This window comes from Pseudomonas sp. RT6P73, assembly GCF_054897715.1.
In genome coordinates, this window is record NZ_JBUBUV010000002.1 from 4,158,524 (window position 1) to 4,174,356 (window position 15,833).

At 60.3% G+C, this 15,833-nt stretch carries 8 protein-coding genes; 2 read left to right on the forward strand and 6 right to left on the reverse strand.

Annotation, left to right across the window (positions count from 1 at the left end):
* Positions 1-48: 48 nt before the first annotated feature.
* The 3 genes from ACYZT6_RS19495 to ACYZT6_RS19505 form a co-directional block, all read right to left on the reverse strand.
* On the reverse strand, positions 49-1,395 hold the full coding sequence (locus ACYZT6_RS19495) for an ATP-binding protein (RefSeq protein ID WP_462028268.1): 1,347 nt from the start codon (positions 1,393-1,395) through the stop codon (positions 49-51).
* A complete protein-coding gene (locus ACYZT6_RS19500; RefSeq protein ID WP_462028269.1) occupies positions 1,392-2,069 on the reverse strand; it encodes a response regulator in 678 nt (225 codons plus the stop codon). Before ACYZT6_RS19500 ends, ACYZT6_RS19495 begins: the two co-directional genes overlap by 4 nt.
* 205 nt (positions 2,070-2,274) lie before the next feature.
* Positions 2,275-2,877: a hypothetical protein gene (locus tag ACYZT6_RS19505; protein WP_462028270.1), complete on the reverse strand. Its 603-nt coding sequence runs from the start codon at positions 2,875-2,877 to the stop codon at positions 2,275-2,277.
* Between the two features lie 227 nt (positions 2,878-3,104).
* Between ACYZT6_RS19505 and ACYZT6_RS19510 the strand changes: the two genes are divergently transcribed.
* Complete coding sequence (locus tag ACYZT6_RS19510; protein ID WP_462028271.1) at positions 3,105-3,830, forward strand: 4'-phosphopantetheinyl transferase family protein; 726 nt, start codon at positions 3,105-3,107, stop codon at positions 3,828-3,830.
* A gap of 132 nt (positions 3,831-3,962) precedes the next feature.
* On the opposite strand, the gene ACYZT6_RS19515 is transcribed toward ACYZT6_RS19510, so the two are convergent.
* Together ACYZT6_RS19515 and ACYZT6_RS19520 are read right to left on the reverse strand one after the other, a co-directional pair.
* Complete coding sequence (locus ACYZT6_RS19515) at positions 3,963-5,573, reverse strand: ATP-binding protein (RefSeq protein WP_462028272.1); 1,611 nt, start codon at positions 5,571-5,573, stop codon at positions 3,963-3,965.
* Positions 5,570-6,283: a response regulator gene (locus ACYZT6_RS19520; protein ID WP_131060275.1), complete on the reverse strand. Its 714-nt coding sequence runs from the start codon at positions 6,281-6,283 to the stop codon at positions 5,570-5,572. Before ACYZT6_RS19520 ends, ACYZT6_RS19515 begins: the two co-directional genes overlap by 4 nt.
* A 739-nt stretch (positions 6,284-7,022) precedes the next feature.
* Between ACYZT6_RS19520 and ACYZT6_RS19525 the strand changes: the two genes are divergently transcribed.
* Positions 7,023-9,917 carry a ribonucleoside-diphosphate reductase subunit alpha gene (locus tag ACYZT6_RS19525; RefSeq protein WP_462028273.1) on the forward strand — a complete coding sequence of 965 codons (2,895 nt, stop codon included), beginning with the start codon at positions 7,023-7,025 and terminating at the stop codon, positions 9,915-9,917.
* Between the two features lie 198 nt (positions 9,918-10,115).
* On the opposite strand, the gene ACYZT6_RS19530 is transcribed toward ACYZT6_RS19525, so the two are convergent.
* Positions 10,116-15,806: a hypothetical protein gene (locus tag ACYZT6_RS19530; protein WP_462028274.1), complete on the reverse strand. Its 5,691-nt coding sequence runs from the start codon at positions 15,804-15,806 to the stop codon at positions 10,116-10,118.
* Positions 15,807-15,833 lie beyond the last annotated feature (27 nt).

Consider the following 15,833-nt stretch of genomic DNA (forward strand, 5'->3'; position numbering starts at 1 on the left):
GCGGGCTTGCCCGCGATGAGGCCCGCAAGAACACCATCAAATATGGAATCAAACCACCGGGAAATGAATCCGGAACGCCGCCCCGCCCATCGACGAATCCCCGAGTGTCAGCTTCGCGCTATAGCTCTCGATGATGTCCTTGACCACCGCCAACCCGATCCCCTGCCCCGGGTGCTGTCGATCCAGCCGCTCGCCTCTTTGCAGAATCCGCGCCCGCTGATCCGGCGGTACGCCCGGCCCGTCATCTTCAACACACAACTCAACGCCGCTCAGGGTTTCGCGCACGCTGATGCGCACTTCGCTCAGGCACAGGCGATAGGCGTTTTCCAGCAGGTTACCCATCATTTCCAACAAGGCGCCCTGCTCGATCGGCACGTAACACTGATCCGGCAGATCGAAAGCGACGCGCACGCGCTTGTCGCGGTAGACCTTGTCCAGCGTGTCGCAGAGGCTTTGCAGCACCGGTTGCAGGCGCACCTGGTGGCGCACCAGACCGCTTTTGCGCAGGCTGGCGCGTTGCAGTTGATAGCCGATCTGCTGGCTCATGCGTTCGATCTGGGTTTGCAGCACCCAGGCCTGATCGCGGTTTTCCGGGCGTTGGGCCATGTCTTCGCTGACACCTTGCAGTACGGTCAGCGGGGTTTTCAGGCTGTGGGCCAGGTCGTCGAGGGAATCGCGGTAGCGGCTGCGCTGTTCGCGTTCGCTGTGCAGCAAGCGGTTGAGGGAGCCGGTCAGGCGCAGCAGTTCGCGTGGGTGTTGTTCGCTGAGGCTTTCGCGGGCGCCGCTTTCGATTTCGTCGAGTTCCTGACTGAGTCGGCGCAAGGCCTGCAACCCCCAGGTCAGGCCGATCCACAGCAGCGCCAGCAGCACCAGCAATGCGGCGCCAAAACCGAGGTAGAGGTTTTCGCGCAGGCCTTCGAGGGTGACTTCGTATTCGCGCACCGGTTGCAGGGCAACAATGCTGAACGCCGCGCTTTTGCCGCCGAGCAGTTTGACTTCGACGTCATAGACGAAGAATTCCTGACCGTCGGCCTCGCGAATGCGCGCGAATTCGTTGCCGCGTCCGTCGTAACGCGGTTTGTAGTTGATCTTCTCTTCGCGGGTGGCCTTCGAGCGCCACACCAGGTGACCTTCGCGGTCATAGATGTAGCCGACCAAGCGGCTGTCGGTCAGGTTAAAGCGTTCATCGGGCAACTGCGCCGGCATCTGCAGGGAGTTGTTTTCCACCCGTGCAGCGGAGATCAGCGTGGTGACGTCCGATGCCAGGCGCTGCTCGATGGAATCCTGCAACGCCAGGCTGAACGCGCCCTGCATCGCTGGCAGCAAGGCCAGCATGAACAGCACCGCCAGAATGGTGGCGGCAAGCATCAACCGGACGCGAAGAGAACGAATCAAGTGCAGCGCTCATTGAACAGGTAGCCGAGGCCACGCACGGTGTCGATCGGTTTGAAACCGGCCGGGCCTTCGAGTTTGCGGCGCAGACGGCCGACCAGCACTTCGATGACATTGGGATCGCGCTCGTCATCGTCCGGGTAGAGCTGTTCCATCAAGCGGTCCTTGGCCACCACTTGCTGGTGATGCCGCATCAGGTACTCGAGAATTCGGTACTCGTACGCGGTCAGCGCCAGCGGTTGTTCATCAAGGGACGCCTGTTTGCGGTTCAGGTCCAGCATCAACGGCCCGGCGACGATGGTCGACTGGGTGAAACCGCTGGAGCGGCGCAGCAAGGCATTCAGGCGCGCATCGAGTTCTTCGAACTGGAAAGGCTTGACCACGTAATCGTCGGCACCGGCGGCGAGGCCTTCGACCTTGTCCTGCCAGTTGCCGCGCGCGGTAAGGATCAGGATCGGGAAGGTCTTGCCGCGCGAGCGCAGTTGGCGGATCAAGTCGAGCCCGCTCATGCCCGGCAGGCCGAGGTCGATCACCGCCAGGTCGTGGTTGAACTGCTCGGTCTGGTACAGCGCCTCCTCGGCGTTGGCCACGGACTCGACCACGTGGCCGCTGTCCGTCAGGCGGGTTTGCAGGTGATGGCGCAACAGCGCTTCATCTTCGACGACCAGCAGTTTCATAACGCTCTCCTAGGCAAATCGTTATCTCCAGCAGCTCAGTTCTCAGTCACACAGCAGAACCCTGTGGGAGCGGCGGTGCGGCGATCCGACTTGCCCGCGATAGCGATCTGGCTGACACATTAATAGTGAATGTGCCGCCGCTATCGCGGGCAAGCCCGCTCCCACAGGGATTGCGTTTAACTGACCGGCATCGCGCATCTCTTTATCAGAAAGCGTAGTTCGCCGACAGGTACGTCTGGGCGCTGCTGGTCAGGTCCAGCGAACCCTGTTTGCTGCCACCGCGCTCGCTCATCTCGGTGCTGGCGTTGCTGCGCAGGTAGCGGTAACCCATCTCGACCGAGGTGTTTTGCGACACTTGCTGCAATACGCCAACCTGGCCGCCGACGGCGTAACCGATGTTGCTGTCGCGGCTGAAACCCGGGGACTCCTGAGTCATTTTGGTCAGGCCGGCCGTGGCACCGCCGAACAGTTTGGTGCTGCCGCCCACCGGGTAGAACAGATCGTAGCTGCCCAACAGGTTTTCCTGACGCAGTTTAATGCCATTGTGCGAGCCCGACACGTTGTCGTAAGTGGCGTAGTAGCGACCCTGGCTGTTTTGCTGGCCCAGACGCACACCCCAGGTGGTGTCCTTGCCGATCACGCCGTCGGCGTTCGGGCTGTTGAGGTTGTCGTTCAGGGCGTGGGACTTTTTGACCTTGTCGCTGGTCTGCCCAAGAGTAAGGCTGGCGAAATTGTCGTCGGAAGCGAAAGCCGCGGTGCTTGCGCCCAGGACGGTGAAGGCCAGAAGCAGTTTTTTGAAGTTAGTCATTGGGGAGTTTCCTCATGCGCTATTTGCTTTTTGGGTACGGGGCAAGGTTACGCAACCACCCCTGAACTCCCCCTGAACGCACTCTGAACCTGAGCTGAATCAAATCGACTTGGCTGTTTTGATGACTTTGACTTACGACTGCTGCGCAGCCGAGCGGGAGCAAGCTCCCTCGCCACAAAAGCGGTTGCCACTACCCAGCCCGAAGGCAACCCGGCAAAATGCCCGACATGAATCCCGCCCCCGCCCTACCCGTCTGCTGCACCCCGCTTGATGCCCATTGGCCGCTGCCGTTTGTGCTGCCCGATACGGTGCTGTTGAGCACGCACTTCGACACCTCGCAACTGGCCAGCGATGATTTCCAGCGCAGCGCCATCGAGCCGCCGGCGAGCATTCAGCGTTCGGTCGCCAAGCGTCAGGCCGAGTTTCTGGCCGGCCGGGTCTGTGCCCGGGCGGCGTTGCAACAGTTGGAGGGGCTGAGTTTTACCCCGGCCATCGGTGAAGACCGGGCCCCGGTGTGGCCCGCGCATATCAGCGGCTCCATCACCCACAGCACCGGCCGGGCTGCGGCGATTGTGGCGAAGAAAGCCGATTGGCGTGGTTTGGGGATGGACCTGGAAAACCTGCTCAACCCTGAACGGGCCGAACGCCTGGCCGGGGAAATCCTCACCCCGCAAGAGTTGCAGCGCATGGCGGCGGCCCCTCGTGATCAGCTGGCGATGCTGGTGACGCTGACGTTTTCGGTGAAGGAAAGTCTGTTCAAGGCGCTGTATCCGATTGTTCAGCAGCGGTTCTATTTTGAACATGCCGAGGTGTTGGAATGGACCGAGGCGGGCGAAGTGCGGTTGCGATTGCTGACGGACCTGTCCAGTGAATGGCGCAACGGCACTGAGCTGGATGCGCAGTTTGGGGTGGTGGATGGGCAGTTGTTGAGTCTGGTCAGTATCAAGGCCTGAGATCTTTAGTGTCGGTTCGGGCCTCTTCGCGGGCAAGCCTCGCTCCTACAGGGAACTACGCGAACCCTGTAGGATCGAGCGGTGCGGCGATCCGACTTGCCCGCGAAGGCGATGGAACATTCACCACACATTTCACCGCTTTTCCTGATTCCTCGGCCAACTCAGGCTGAAGCACGCCCCGCCCAGACTCTTGCTCTTGCTGATCAACGCCCGCCCGTCATGCCAGTGAATAATCCGCCGCACGATCGACAACCCTAACCCATGCCCGCCAGACGCCCGGGTGCGGCTGTCATCGAGACGCAGGAATGGCGTGAAGATTTTCTCCCACGCCGACTCGGGCACGCCCGGCCCGTCATCTTCGATGTCCACTCGGCAACGCTGCTGCCCCACCTGATAACTGACGGTTACCCGCGACGAGGCGTGGCGCATGGCATTGCTCACCAGGTTCTGGATCGCCCGATGCAAATAGCGTGGCTCGGCCTCGACCCAGGCGTCATCGCAATCGGCCGCTGACAGGCACAACCCGCGCTGCACCGTGACCTCGGCGCGCAACGGCGCCAATTCCTCGATCACTTGATTGACCAACGCATCCAGATCGATCCGCTGGAAATTCAGCGCCGGCGAGCCCTGCTCCAGGCGCGCGTAGGTCAGCATCTCGTCCACCAGCTTGTCGAGGTCCTCGATGTCGTGGTCCATGCCTTCGCGGTATTTCTCCAAGGCCTGCGGCGTGGTGGCCGAGCCAATCATCTCCAGGCCAAAACGCAGGCGCGCCACCGGGGTGCGCAATTCGTGGGACACCGCGCGCACCAGTTCACGCTGGATCGCCAGCAACTGCTGCAAGTGCTCGGCCATGCCATTGAACGCCGAGGCCAGACGCCCCACCGAGTCCGCACCGCGTGCCGGGACGCGAGTTTCCAGACTGCCCTTGGCGATACGCGTGGCAGCGGCTTCGAGGCCACGCAAGCGGCGTTCAAGTTGTCGCACTAATAAATAGACGATCAAACCGATCAGACTCAGACCGAGTGCCGCGATCAGCACCAGCCATTCCGGTGGATAAGGATTCATCTGATACAACGGGCCGATTTCCAGCACCCACGGCGTGCCGACCATGCCGGCAAACACGCGAATCGAGTCGCCGCCCTTGCCCAGCGCCATCACCGTGTCGCCTTCGGAGATCCGGCGGCTCTGGTCTTCGTCCATGTCTGCCTGGTCGACGGTGACCAACCGCAAGTCGAAACCGAAGCCCTTGTCTTGTTTCAACTGCGCCAGACGCTTGGGCTGTTCGGCCACCGGCACGCGCACCAGCTCGTCGGCCAGCAGGTAAATAGTCGCTCGCGCCAATTGCTCGCTGATCTGCTGCACCTCGCCCGTGAGAACCAGTTGCTCCTTGTCGCTGACCAGGCGATAAACCCTTGCCGCGTGCGGGCCGGTCTGTTCAACCAGCGCCTGGCCGCGCAGCACGCGGGTGCGTTGCGTCAGGTCGAGGTCGGTCTGGGCGAAGGTTTTCAGCGCCAATGGAATCCCGAGCAAACGCTCCCATACCAGCAAGGCCCGGTGGCGCTCGGTTTCGTTCATGGGTTGCAGGTTGTCGGCCATCAGCGAAAAGGTGCCGTGGGCCAAGCGTTCGCGGTATTGCTCGCTGCGCACCTGATTGAGCAAGTGCAACGCCAGTACGCCGAGCACCGCGACCAGAATCAGCGCCGCGCACATGCCGCCGTAGATGCGCAGGAAGATCGAGTTCACAGGGTGCAGGCTTCCGGAACGAACAGATACCCTTTGCTGCGGATGGTTTTGATCAGTCGCGGATGATCCGGGTCGTCGCCAATTTTTGGGCGGATGCGCGAGATGCGTACGTCGATGGAGCGATCCTGGCCGTCATAGCCGATGCCGCGCAGCGCGGTGAAGATCTCTTCCCGGGACAGGATGCGCCCGGCGTTGGCCACCAGCAGCCACAGCAGATCAAATTCGGCGCTGGTCAGTTCGATGCCGTTGTCATTCAGCCAGGCCTCGCGCAATGCGTTGTCCACCACCAGCGGACCGAATTGCAGGCGCCGTTGTTTTTCCGGGGCCACTTCGGGGGCTTCACTGCGACGCAGCAATGCCTGGATGCGCGCCAACAGCAGGCGTGGACGCACAGGTTTGCACACGTAATCGTCGGCGCCCAGGTCGAGGCCAAGAATCTGATCCGTGTCGTCGGTGCGGGCGGTGAGCATCAGGATCGGGCCGTCATACTTGTCGCGGACCTTGCGGCAGATGCTCAGGCCATCTTCGCCCGGCAGCATCAGGTCGAGGATCACCAGGTCCGGTTTTTCATTAATGATGCGAGCCGCGGCCAGGGCACCATTGCCCTCGATCGATACACGCAGGCCATTGGCTTCCAGGTAATCGCGGGTCAGTTCGGCCAGTCGTTGGTCGTCCTCCACAATCAATATCTGCCAGGCTTCTTGCTCCACGGTGACCTCTGCTTGCCAACAACACGAATAAGGAAGGATCCGCCCGTCTTTTTGTAATGATTGGGGAGGATAAGAAAGCATACACACTGGCCGATTGTATAAACGCCGAACGCCGAGAACACAAGCCGGCAAATGCGTTCGGACAACCCGGTTTTTTGTGATAGGGTTCGCGCCCTTAAAAATCCGAATGACTGTTTTCGGTCGCTGAAAAACAGTGAAAAACGGTCGACTCCAGCTAGGTCGCGGCCTACACGCCCGTTCCACGTTTCACACACAATTTACGCACAGGTTTATCCACAGGTAGTACGTTGCAACACCCCCCAAAACGCATTATCTTGTACCTCGGCGCCAAAAAAACCCTACATGTAGGGTTTTACGCCAAAAACCAAACACAAACCGGATACCGATTTCAAGCGCTTTTATTGCCTCTTTCCGGTTGAACCAAACGTATTTTCGAAAGACCAAACCGCGCGTGCGGATGGCTACTGTTTTTGAGCCCCAAACGGCGATAACGGTACGGGTGTTGCAGTCAATTACTGCCACCCAAAACGGAATTCGGTTTCAGGCCCAAGGCGTGACACCAAAGACTTCGGCATGGAAGCGGCGCCCAACAGCCCCCTTCCTGATCTGTCCCGAAGTTGGTATGCCCGGCCCCCCGCCGGTTGTAGTGCTTCAGGACGGAACGGTGGGCACCGTGATGGTGCCCAAACAAACATAGAGAATGTGGAGACAACCCCCCATGCAAACCGACACAACTCGCGAGAACCCGCAGGGCACCTTGCCGCAGGCGGCTGATTCGACTTCGGATCTGTCCGCCACCGCGCCTGGCCAACTGCGCGTGATCAAGCGTAACGGCACTGTCGTTCCTTACACCGATGACAAGATCACCGTCGCGATCACCAAAGCGTTTCTCGCAGTTGAAGGCGGCACCGCTGCCGCCTCGTCGCGAATCCATGACACCGTTGCACGCCTGACCGAACAAGTCACCGCGACCTTCAAGCGTCGCATGCCTTCGGGCGGCACCATCCACATCGAAGAAATCCAGGACCAGGTTGAACTGGCCCTGATGCGTGCCGGCGAGCAGAAAGTCGCCCGCGACTACGTGATCTACCGTGACGGTCGTTCGAAAGAACGCGCTGCCCACGCACCGACCGAGGAAGCGGTCAACGCTCACCCGTCGATCCGCATCACCCGCGCCGATGGCACCTTTGCGCCTCTGGACATGGGCCGCCTGAACACCATCGTCACCGAAGCGTGCGAAGGCCTGGAAGAAGTCGACGGCGACCTGATCCAGCGCGAAACCCTGAAAAACCTGTACGACGGCGTGGCCCTGACCGACGTCAACACCGCGCTGGTGATGACCGCCCGTACCCTGGTCGAGCGTGAGCCGAACTACTCGTTCGTGACCGCCCGCCTGCTGATGGACACCCTGCGTGCCGAAGGCCTGAGCTTCCTGGAAGTTGCCGAAAGCGCGACTCACCACGAAATGGTCGACCTGTACGCCAAGGCCCTGCCTTCGTACATCGCCAAGGGTATCGAATTCGAATTGCTCAACCCGATCCTGGCCACCTTCGACCTGGAAAAACTCGGCAAGGCGATCAACCACGAGCGCGATCAGCAGTTCACCTACCTGGGCCTGCAAACCCTGTACGACCGTTACTTCATCCACAAGGACGGCATCCGCTTCGAACTGCCGCAAATCTTCTTCATGCGCGTGGCCATGGGCCTGGCGATCGAAGAGAAGCAGAAAGAAGACCGTGCGATCGAGTTCTACAACCTGTTGTCGTCCTTCGACTACATGTCGTCGACCCCGACCCTGTTCAACGCCGGCACCCTGCGTCCACAGCTGTCCAGCTGCTACCTGACCACCGTGCCGGATGACCTGTCGGGCATTTACCACGCGATCCACGACAACGCCATGTTGTCGAAATTTGCTGGCGGCCTGGGCAACGACTGGACGCCGGTTCGTGCATTGGGTTCGTACATCAAGGGCACCAACGGCAAATCCCAGGGCGTTGTTCCGTTCCTGAAAGTGGTGAACGACACCGCCGTCGCCGTTAACCAGGGTGGCAAGCGCAAAGGCGCTGTCTGTGCCTACCTGGAAACCTGGCACATGGACATCGAAGAGTTCATCGAGCTGCGTAAGAACACCGGTGATGATCGTCGTCGTACCCACGACATGAACACCGCCAACTGGATCCCTGACCTGTTCATGAAGCGTGTCTTCGATGACGGCCCGTGGACCCTGTTCTCGCCATCCGAAGTACCGGACCTACACGACCTGACCGGTAAAGCCTTCGAAGAACGTTACGAGTACTACGAAGCGCTGTCCCAGTACCCAGGCAAGATCAAGCTGTTCAAGACCATCCAGGCCAAAGACCTGTGGCGCAAAATGCTGTCCATGCTGTTTGAAACCGGCCACCCATGGCTGACCTTCAAAGACCCGTGCAACCTGCGCAGCCCGCAGCAGCACGTGGGCGTGGTCCATAGCTCGAACCTGTGCACCGAGATCACCTTGAACACCAACAAGGACGAGATCGCCGTTTGCAACCTGGGCTCGATCAACCTGCCGAACCACATCGTCAACGGCAAGCTGGACACCGCCAAGCTGGAACGCACCGTGAACACCGCCGTTCGCATGCTCGATAACGTGATCGACATCAACTACTACTCGGTGCCACAAGCGAAGAACTCCAACTTCAAGCACCGTCCGGTCGGCCTGGGCATCATGGGCTTCCAGGACGCGCTGTACCTGCAGCACATCCCTTACGGTTCCGACGCTGCCGTCGAGTTCGCCGACAAGTCGATGGAAGCGGTCAGCTACTACGCGATCCAGGCTTCCTGCGACCTGGCCGACGAGCGCGGTGCGTACGAGACGTTCCAGGGTTCGCTGTGGTCCAAAGGCATCCTGCCGCTGGATTCGCAACAGATCCTGATCGAACAGCGTGGCCAGAAGTACATCGACGTTGACCTGAACGAATCCCTGGACTGGGCACCGGTTCGTGCCCGTGTACAGAAAGGCATTCGTAACTCCAACATCATGGCCATCGCACCGACCGCGACCATCGCCAACATTACTGGCGTCTCGCAGTCGATCGAACCGACCTACCAGAACCTCTACGTGAAATCGAACCTGTCGGGCGAATTCACCGTGATCAACCCGTACCTGGTTCGCGACCTGAAGGCTCGCGGTCTGTGGGACTCGGTCATGATCAACGACCTGAAGTACTACGACGGTTCGGTGCAACAGATCGAGCGCATCCCGCAAGAACTCAAAGAGCTCTACGCGACTGCCTTCGAAGTGGACACCAAGTGGATCGTTGACGCGGCAAGCCGTCGTCAGAAGTGGATCGACCAGGCTCAGTCGCTGAACCTGTACATCGCTGGCGCCTCGGGCAAGAAGCTGGACGTGACCTACCGCATGGCCTGGTACCGTGGTCTGAAAACCACTTACTACCTCCGTGCCCTGGCCGCGACCAGCACCGAGAAGTCGACCATCAACACCGGCAAGCTGAACGCTGTTTCCAGCGGCGGCAACCACGGTGAAGATTCGGTCCTGGCTGCTCCTGCCGGCCCTGCTCCAGTGCCGAAGGCTTGCGCCATCGACGAGCCGGATTGCGAAGCTTGCCAATAAGCTGAGCCGGTGAGCGCTGAAAGGCGCTTACCTGGATAACCCCCGATCAGTCCTCTGGATTGTCGGGGGTTTTCTTTTGCCTGGAAAAAACACGAGCACAAAAAAACGGCAAAACCCCGATTGCAGGCTTTGCCGTTGCTGTCTTACATCGCCAACCTCCATCAAACGTCGATGGAGGTTGGCGTCACGTTGCGACGCTTAAACCGGAACGGTGAACGAGTCTCCGTTGTTGGTCACGAACGTCTCGATGGTGTTGGACCCGGCATACCAGTCCTTCAGGAAAACCCCAGAGTCCAGGTTGCCACTTTGCAGGTCGGCGGCATTGAAGATGTAGGCGCCCAGGTCATTCTTGACCACCCGGACATCGCTCAGGCTCTGGATGTTTTTCAGGGTGACGGTATCCACACCGGTGGTGCCGTCATCGAAGATAGCGACCATGGTTTTGGAGGAAACGAAGTACGCATCGCTGCCCTCGCCACCATAAGCATCACCCGCGGCGCTCAGGTACATTTTGTCGGCACCTGCGCCACCCCGCAGTTCATAACCGCGTCCCAGACCCAGCAAGGTGTCGTTGCCGTCACCCCCGTCAGCAACGCCCGACAGGACCGTGATGTTGTCATTGCCGGCATCGCCGTAATAGACCGAGCCGACGTCATTGTTGGGACCCATGAGGTAATCATCACCGTTACCACCATGAAGGATGTTGACCTGGTTGGCATCCGAGGACGTTACCGACAGCGCCCCCAATACAGTGAAACTGTCGCCGTACAGGATGTCGTTGCCGTCACCGCCGTAAAGGGTGTCGTTACCGGCACCACCTTCCAGCATGTTGGCGTAGGCATTACCGGTCAGCGTGTCATCAAAGACAGAACCGACCAGGTTATCGATGCCGCTGAGGACATCCCCTTGCGCATCGCCCCCTGTACCGACGCCTGTCAGCAGATTGACCTGAACCGCATCGGAGCTGTTCACGTACCAGGCAGCGTCACCGCGACCCACACCGGTCAAGACGTCAGCACCCGCGCCGCCGACAAAACTTTCGACCGCGTAGGCACTGCCGGTGAAGGTGTCCGCGTAATTGGAACCCTGGAACGCTTCGATGCCGGTATACAGGTCGCCTGCGGCCACACCGCTGACGAGCGGAGCACTCAGATCGACGGTGACACCCGAGCTTTCATAGGCAAAACTCAGAATGTCGACACCGGTGCCGCCATCAAATCGGTCAGCGCCGGCACCGCCAACGAAGATATCGTTGAAATTCGAACCGTTGATCTGCTCGATACTGCTGTAGACGTCCCCCGCGGCGAACCCCGTACTCGCGACACCCGCCTTGGTGCTGATCGTCAACACGTTGTTGCTGTCGGCATAACTGACGGTGTCATAACCGGCACCACCAATAAGCTGATCCGCACCGTCGCCACCCGACAGCACATCATTGCCTGCGCCGCCGGTGATGATGTTGTCAGTGGCATTGCCGCGGCCGGTGAAGTTACCGGTCCCGGTGAAGGTCAGGCGTTCGACGTTGTCGGCCAGCACCTGAGTGTTGAGCTGGGTACGCACTTCATCGTCACCGCCACTGACCTGCTCGACCACTGTCGCGCCCTGATTGGTGATGATGTAGACGTCATTGCCGGCTCCGCCCTCAAGGGTTTGAATCGGGTTATAACCCGTCAGCGTATCGTTGAACGCCGAGCCGATGACGCGCTCGATGTTCGCGTAGCTGTCGCCCTGCGCATCGCCACCCAGGCCTTTGGCCGTCAGGAAGTTCACATCCACCGCGCTGCTTGAATCGGAGTAGTCCACGGTGTCAGTGCCGCTGGAGCCGTCGAACGAATCGGCGGCCGCGCCACTGATGAACGTATCGTTGCCCTGTGTCCCTTGCAGGACTTCAATACCCACGTAGGTATCATCTGCCGCGGCACCGAGGTTGATGCCGGTCTTGGTGTTGATGGTCACGGCAAAGGTGTTGGAATCGCTGTAGCTCACGGTGTCCGTGCCGGCACCACCGATGAACTGATCGGCACCACCGTAGCCACCGCGCAAGATGTCATTGCCGGCACCACCGGTGATGATGTTGTCGCCCATGTTGCCCGTGCCAGTGAAGTTACCGGTACCGACGAACGTCAGGCGCTCGACGTTGTTGGCCAGCACCTGGGTGTTGAGCTGGGTGCGCACTTCGTCGTCACCGCCGCCAACCTGCTCGACCACTGTCGCGCCCTGGTTGGTGATGATGTAGACGTCATTGCCGGCTCCGCCCTCAAGGGTTTGAATCGGGTTATAACCCGTCAGGGTATCGTTGAACGCCGAGCCGATGACGCGCTCGATGTTCGCGTAGCTGTCGCCCTGCGCATCACCGCCCAGGCCTTTGGCTGTCAGGAAGTTCACGTCCACCGCGCTGCTTGAATCGGAGTAGTCCACGGTGTCAGTGCCGCTGGAGCCGTCGAATGAGTCTGCTGCAGCGCCGCTGATGAAGGTGTCGTTGCCCAGCGAGCCTTGCAGGACTTCGATACCCACATAGGTGTCATCTGCCGCGGCGCCAAGGTTGATGCCGGTTTTGGTGTTAATGGTCACGGCAAAGGCGTTGGAATCGCTGTAGCTCACGGTGTCTGCGCCGGCACCACCGATGAACTGATCGGCACCACCATAGCCACCACGCAAGATGTCATTGCCGGCACCACCGGTGATGATGTTGTCACTCATGTTGCCGGTGCCGGTGAAGTTACCCGTGCCGGTGAAGGTCAAGCGTTCGACGTTGGCCGCCAGCACCTGGGTATTGAGTTGGGTACGCACTTCGTCGTCACCGCCGCCAGCCTGTTCGACCACTGTCGCGCCCTGATTGGTGATGATGTAGACGTCGTTACCCGCGCCGCCTTCCAGCGTTTGAATCGGGTTGTAACCCGCCAGGGTATCGTTGAATGCCGAGCCGATGACCCGCTCGATGTTCGCGTAGCTGTCGCCCTGCGCATCACCGCCCAGGCCTTTTCCCGTCAGGAAGTTCACGTCCACCGCGCTGGTTGAATCGGAGTAGTCCACGGTGTCAGTGCCACTGGAACCGTCGAAGGTATCGACGGCAGCGCCGCTGATGAAGGTGTCGTTGCCCAACGTGCCTTGCAGCAATTCAATACCGACATAGGTATCACCGGCAGCGGCACCGAGGTTCACGCCGGTTTTGGTGTTGATGGTGACCGCTTCGTAGTTGGAATCGCTGTAGCTCACGGTGTCCGTGCCGGCACCACCGATAAACTGATCGGCGCCACCATAGCCACCCCGCAGGATGTCATTGCCGGCACCACCGGTGATGATGTTATCGGACATGTTGCCAGTGCCGGTGAAGTTACCCGTGCCGGTGAAGGTCAGGCGTTCGACGTTGGCCGCCAGCGCCTGGTTATTGAGCTGGGTACGCATTTCATCGTCACCGCCGCCTGCGGTTTCGATGACATTCAGAATGCCTGTGCCGTTAACGATATAAACATCGTTACCCTCGCCGCCGGTGACCATCATCGACCCGGAGGTGACAGTGACTTGGTCATTGAAAGCGGTACCGACAATGTTCTCGAAGTTGCTGAACAGGTCGCCTTGAGCATCTCCGCCCGTCCCCGTACCGCCGCCGTTGGCAACAGACAAGGTGATGGCCTGGGCCGAGCTGGAATAATCCAGTTTGTCGACGCCCCCGGCGCCATCAAGGACATCGGCGGCTGCACTGGCGACGAAGGTGTCGCCGTAAGCCGAGCCTCGGAAGTTTTCGATGCCGGAAAAGGTGTCGCCTGCAGCCAGCCCGGTATGCACACCGGTTTTCAGGTTCAGGGTCACGCCGGCGCCGCTGAAGTCATCCTCATAGCTGGCGGTGTCAGTACCCGCGCCACCGATCAACTGGTCAGCACCCGCGCCGCCCATCAGCACGTCGTTGCCTGCACCCGCGGTGATGATGTTGTCGCTCGCGTTACCGCGACCGGTGAAATTGCCGGTGCCGGTGAACGTCAAGCGTTCGACTTCGGCGCCCAGCGCTCCATTGGCCAGGCTGGTGCGGATTTCATCGTCGCCACCGCCAGCCACTTCGATTGCACTCACACTGCCAGTGCCGTTCACGATATAGACATCGTTACCCGCACCACCGCTGAACGTCATCGCTCCGGCGGTGACAGTAAATTGGTCAGCCTGGGCGGTACCGATGATCGATTCCATGTTGCTGAACACGTCGCCTTGGGCGTCGCCGCCCGTCCCCGTGCCGCCACCGTTGGCAACAGACAAGGTGATGGCCTGGGCCGAACCGGAGTAATCCAGCTTGTCGCTGCCGCCAGAACCGTCAAATGTTTCGGCCGCTGCACTGGCAACGAAGGTGTCGCCGTAAGCCGAGCCACGGAAGCCTTCGATGCCGGAAAAGGTGTCGCCGGCTGCCAGCCCGGTATGCACACCGGTTTTCAGGTTCAGGGTCACGCCGGCACCGCTGACGTCATCCTCATAGCTGACGGTGTCAGTGCCCGCGCCACCGATCAACTGGTCAGCACCCGCGCCGCCAATCAGCACGTCGTTGCCTGCACCACCGATGATGATGTTGGCGTCCGCGTTACCGCGACCGGTGAAATTGCCGGTGCCGGTGTAGGTCAGGCGCTCAACGTTGGCGCCCAACGCTGCGCTAGCCTGGTTAGTACGGATTTCATCGTCGCCACCACCGGTCGCCTCGACAACGCCAATCGCCCCTGTCCCGCTTGCGATGTAAACATCGTTACCCGCGCCACCGCTGAAGGTCATCGTACCGGCGGTCACGGTGAAGGTGTCGTCGTAGGCCGTGCCGACGATCGATTCCATGTTGCTGAACGTATCGCCTTGGGCATCGCCACCCACACCCGTGCCTGAGGTTCCCGTCACAGTGATGTTGACCGCCTGGGCGGAGGTGGCGTAATTCAAGATGTCGTAGCTATTGGCGCCGTCGAAAGTATCGGCACCGGTGCTCGCGACAAACGTGTCGTTGTAGTTCGAACCGCGGATCACTTCGATGCCGCTGAACGTGTCGCCCAGGGCCAGGCCTGTGTGCACACCGGTCTTCAGGTTGACGGTGACGCCCGAACCCGAAACGTCATCTTCGTAACTGACCGTGTCGATACCCGCGCCGCCAATCAGTTGGTCGGCACCCGCGCCCCCGATCAGCAGGTCATTACCCACACCGCCGGTGATGATGTTGTTGCCCGCGTTGCCGCGACCGGTGAAGTTGGCTGTACCGGTGTAGGTCAGGCGTTCGACTTCGGCAGTCAACACCACACTGGCTATGTTGGTACGAATTTCGTCGTCGCCGCCGCCTGCCTGCTCAACGATGCCCATCGATCCGGTGCCGTTGATGACGTAGACGTCGTTACCCGCGCCACCATTGAAGGTCACACTGCTGGGGGTGTTCGCCGTAAACACGTCATCGTAGGCCGAGCCGGTAATCGCCTCGATGTTGCTGAACGTATCGCCTTGGGCATCGCCGCCCACACCCGTGCCTGAAGTGCCGGCCACAGTGATGTTGACCGATTGGGCGGAGGTGGCGTAGTTCACGGTGTCGTAGCTATTGGCGCCGTCGAAAATATCGGCACCGGTGCTCGCGACAAACGTGTCGTTGTAGTTCGAGCCGCGGATCACTTCAATGCCGCTGAACGTATCGCCCAAGGCCAGGCCTGTGTGCACACCGGTCTTCAGGTTGACGGTGACGCCCGCCCCCGAAACGTCATCTTCGTAACTGACCGTGTCGATGCCCGCGCCGCCAATCAATTGGTCGGCGCCAGCGCCCCCGATCAGCAGGTCATTACCATCCCCACCGTTCAGGATATCGTCGCCTGCAAGCCCGCGTATCTGATCATCTCCTGCAGTACCCACCAGAGTATCTGCACCGTTGGAGCCGTTGATTACCGCCATTACATCTTCCTTGTGTGTGTTGGAAAT

Bases quoted from the DNA above. Each gene is read 5' to 3' on its own strand.
- ACYZT6_RS19500 (WP_462028269.1), bottom strand. From the start codon at position 2,069: ATGAAACTGCTGGTCGTCGAAGATGAAGCGCTGTTGCGCCATCACCTG.
- ACYZT6_RS19505 (WP_462028270.1), bottom strand. From the start codon at position 2,877: ATGACTAACTTCAAAAAACTGCTTCTGGCCTTCACCGTCCTGGGCGCA.
- ACYZT6_RS19510 (WP_462028271.1), top strand. From the start codon at position 3,105: ATGAATCCCGCCCCCGCCCTACCCGTCTGCTGCACCCCGCTTGATGCC.
- ACYZT6_RS19525 (WP_462028273.1), top strand. From the start codon at position 7,023: ATGCAAACCGACACAACTCGCGAGAACCCGCAGGGCACCTTGCCGCAG.
- ACYZT6_RS19530 (WP_462028274.1), bottom strand. From the start codon at position 15,806: ATGGCGGTAATCAACGGCTCCAACGGTGCAGATACTCTGGTGGGTACT.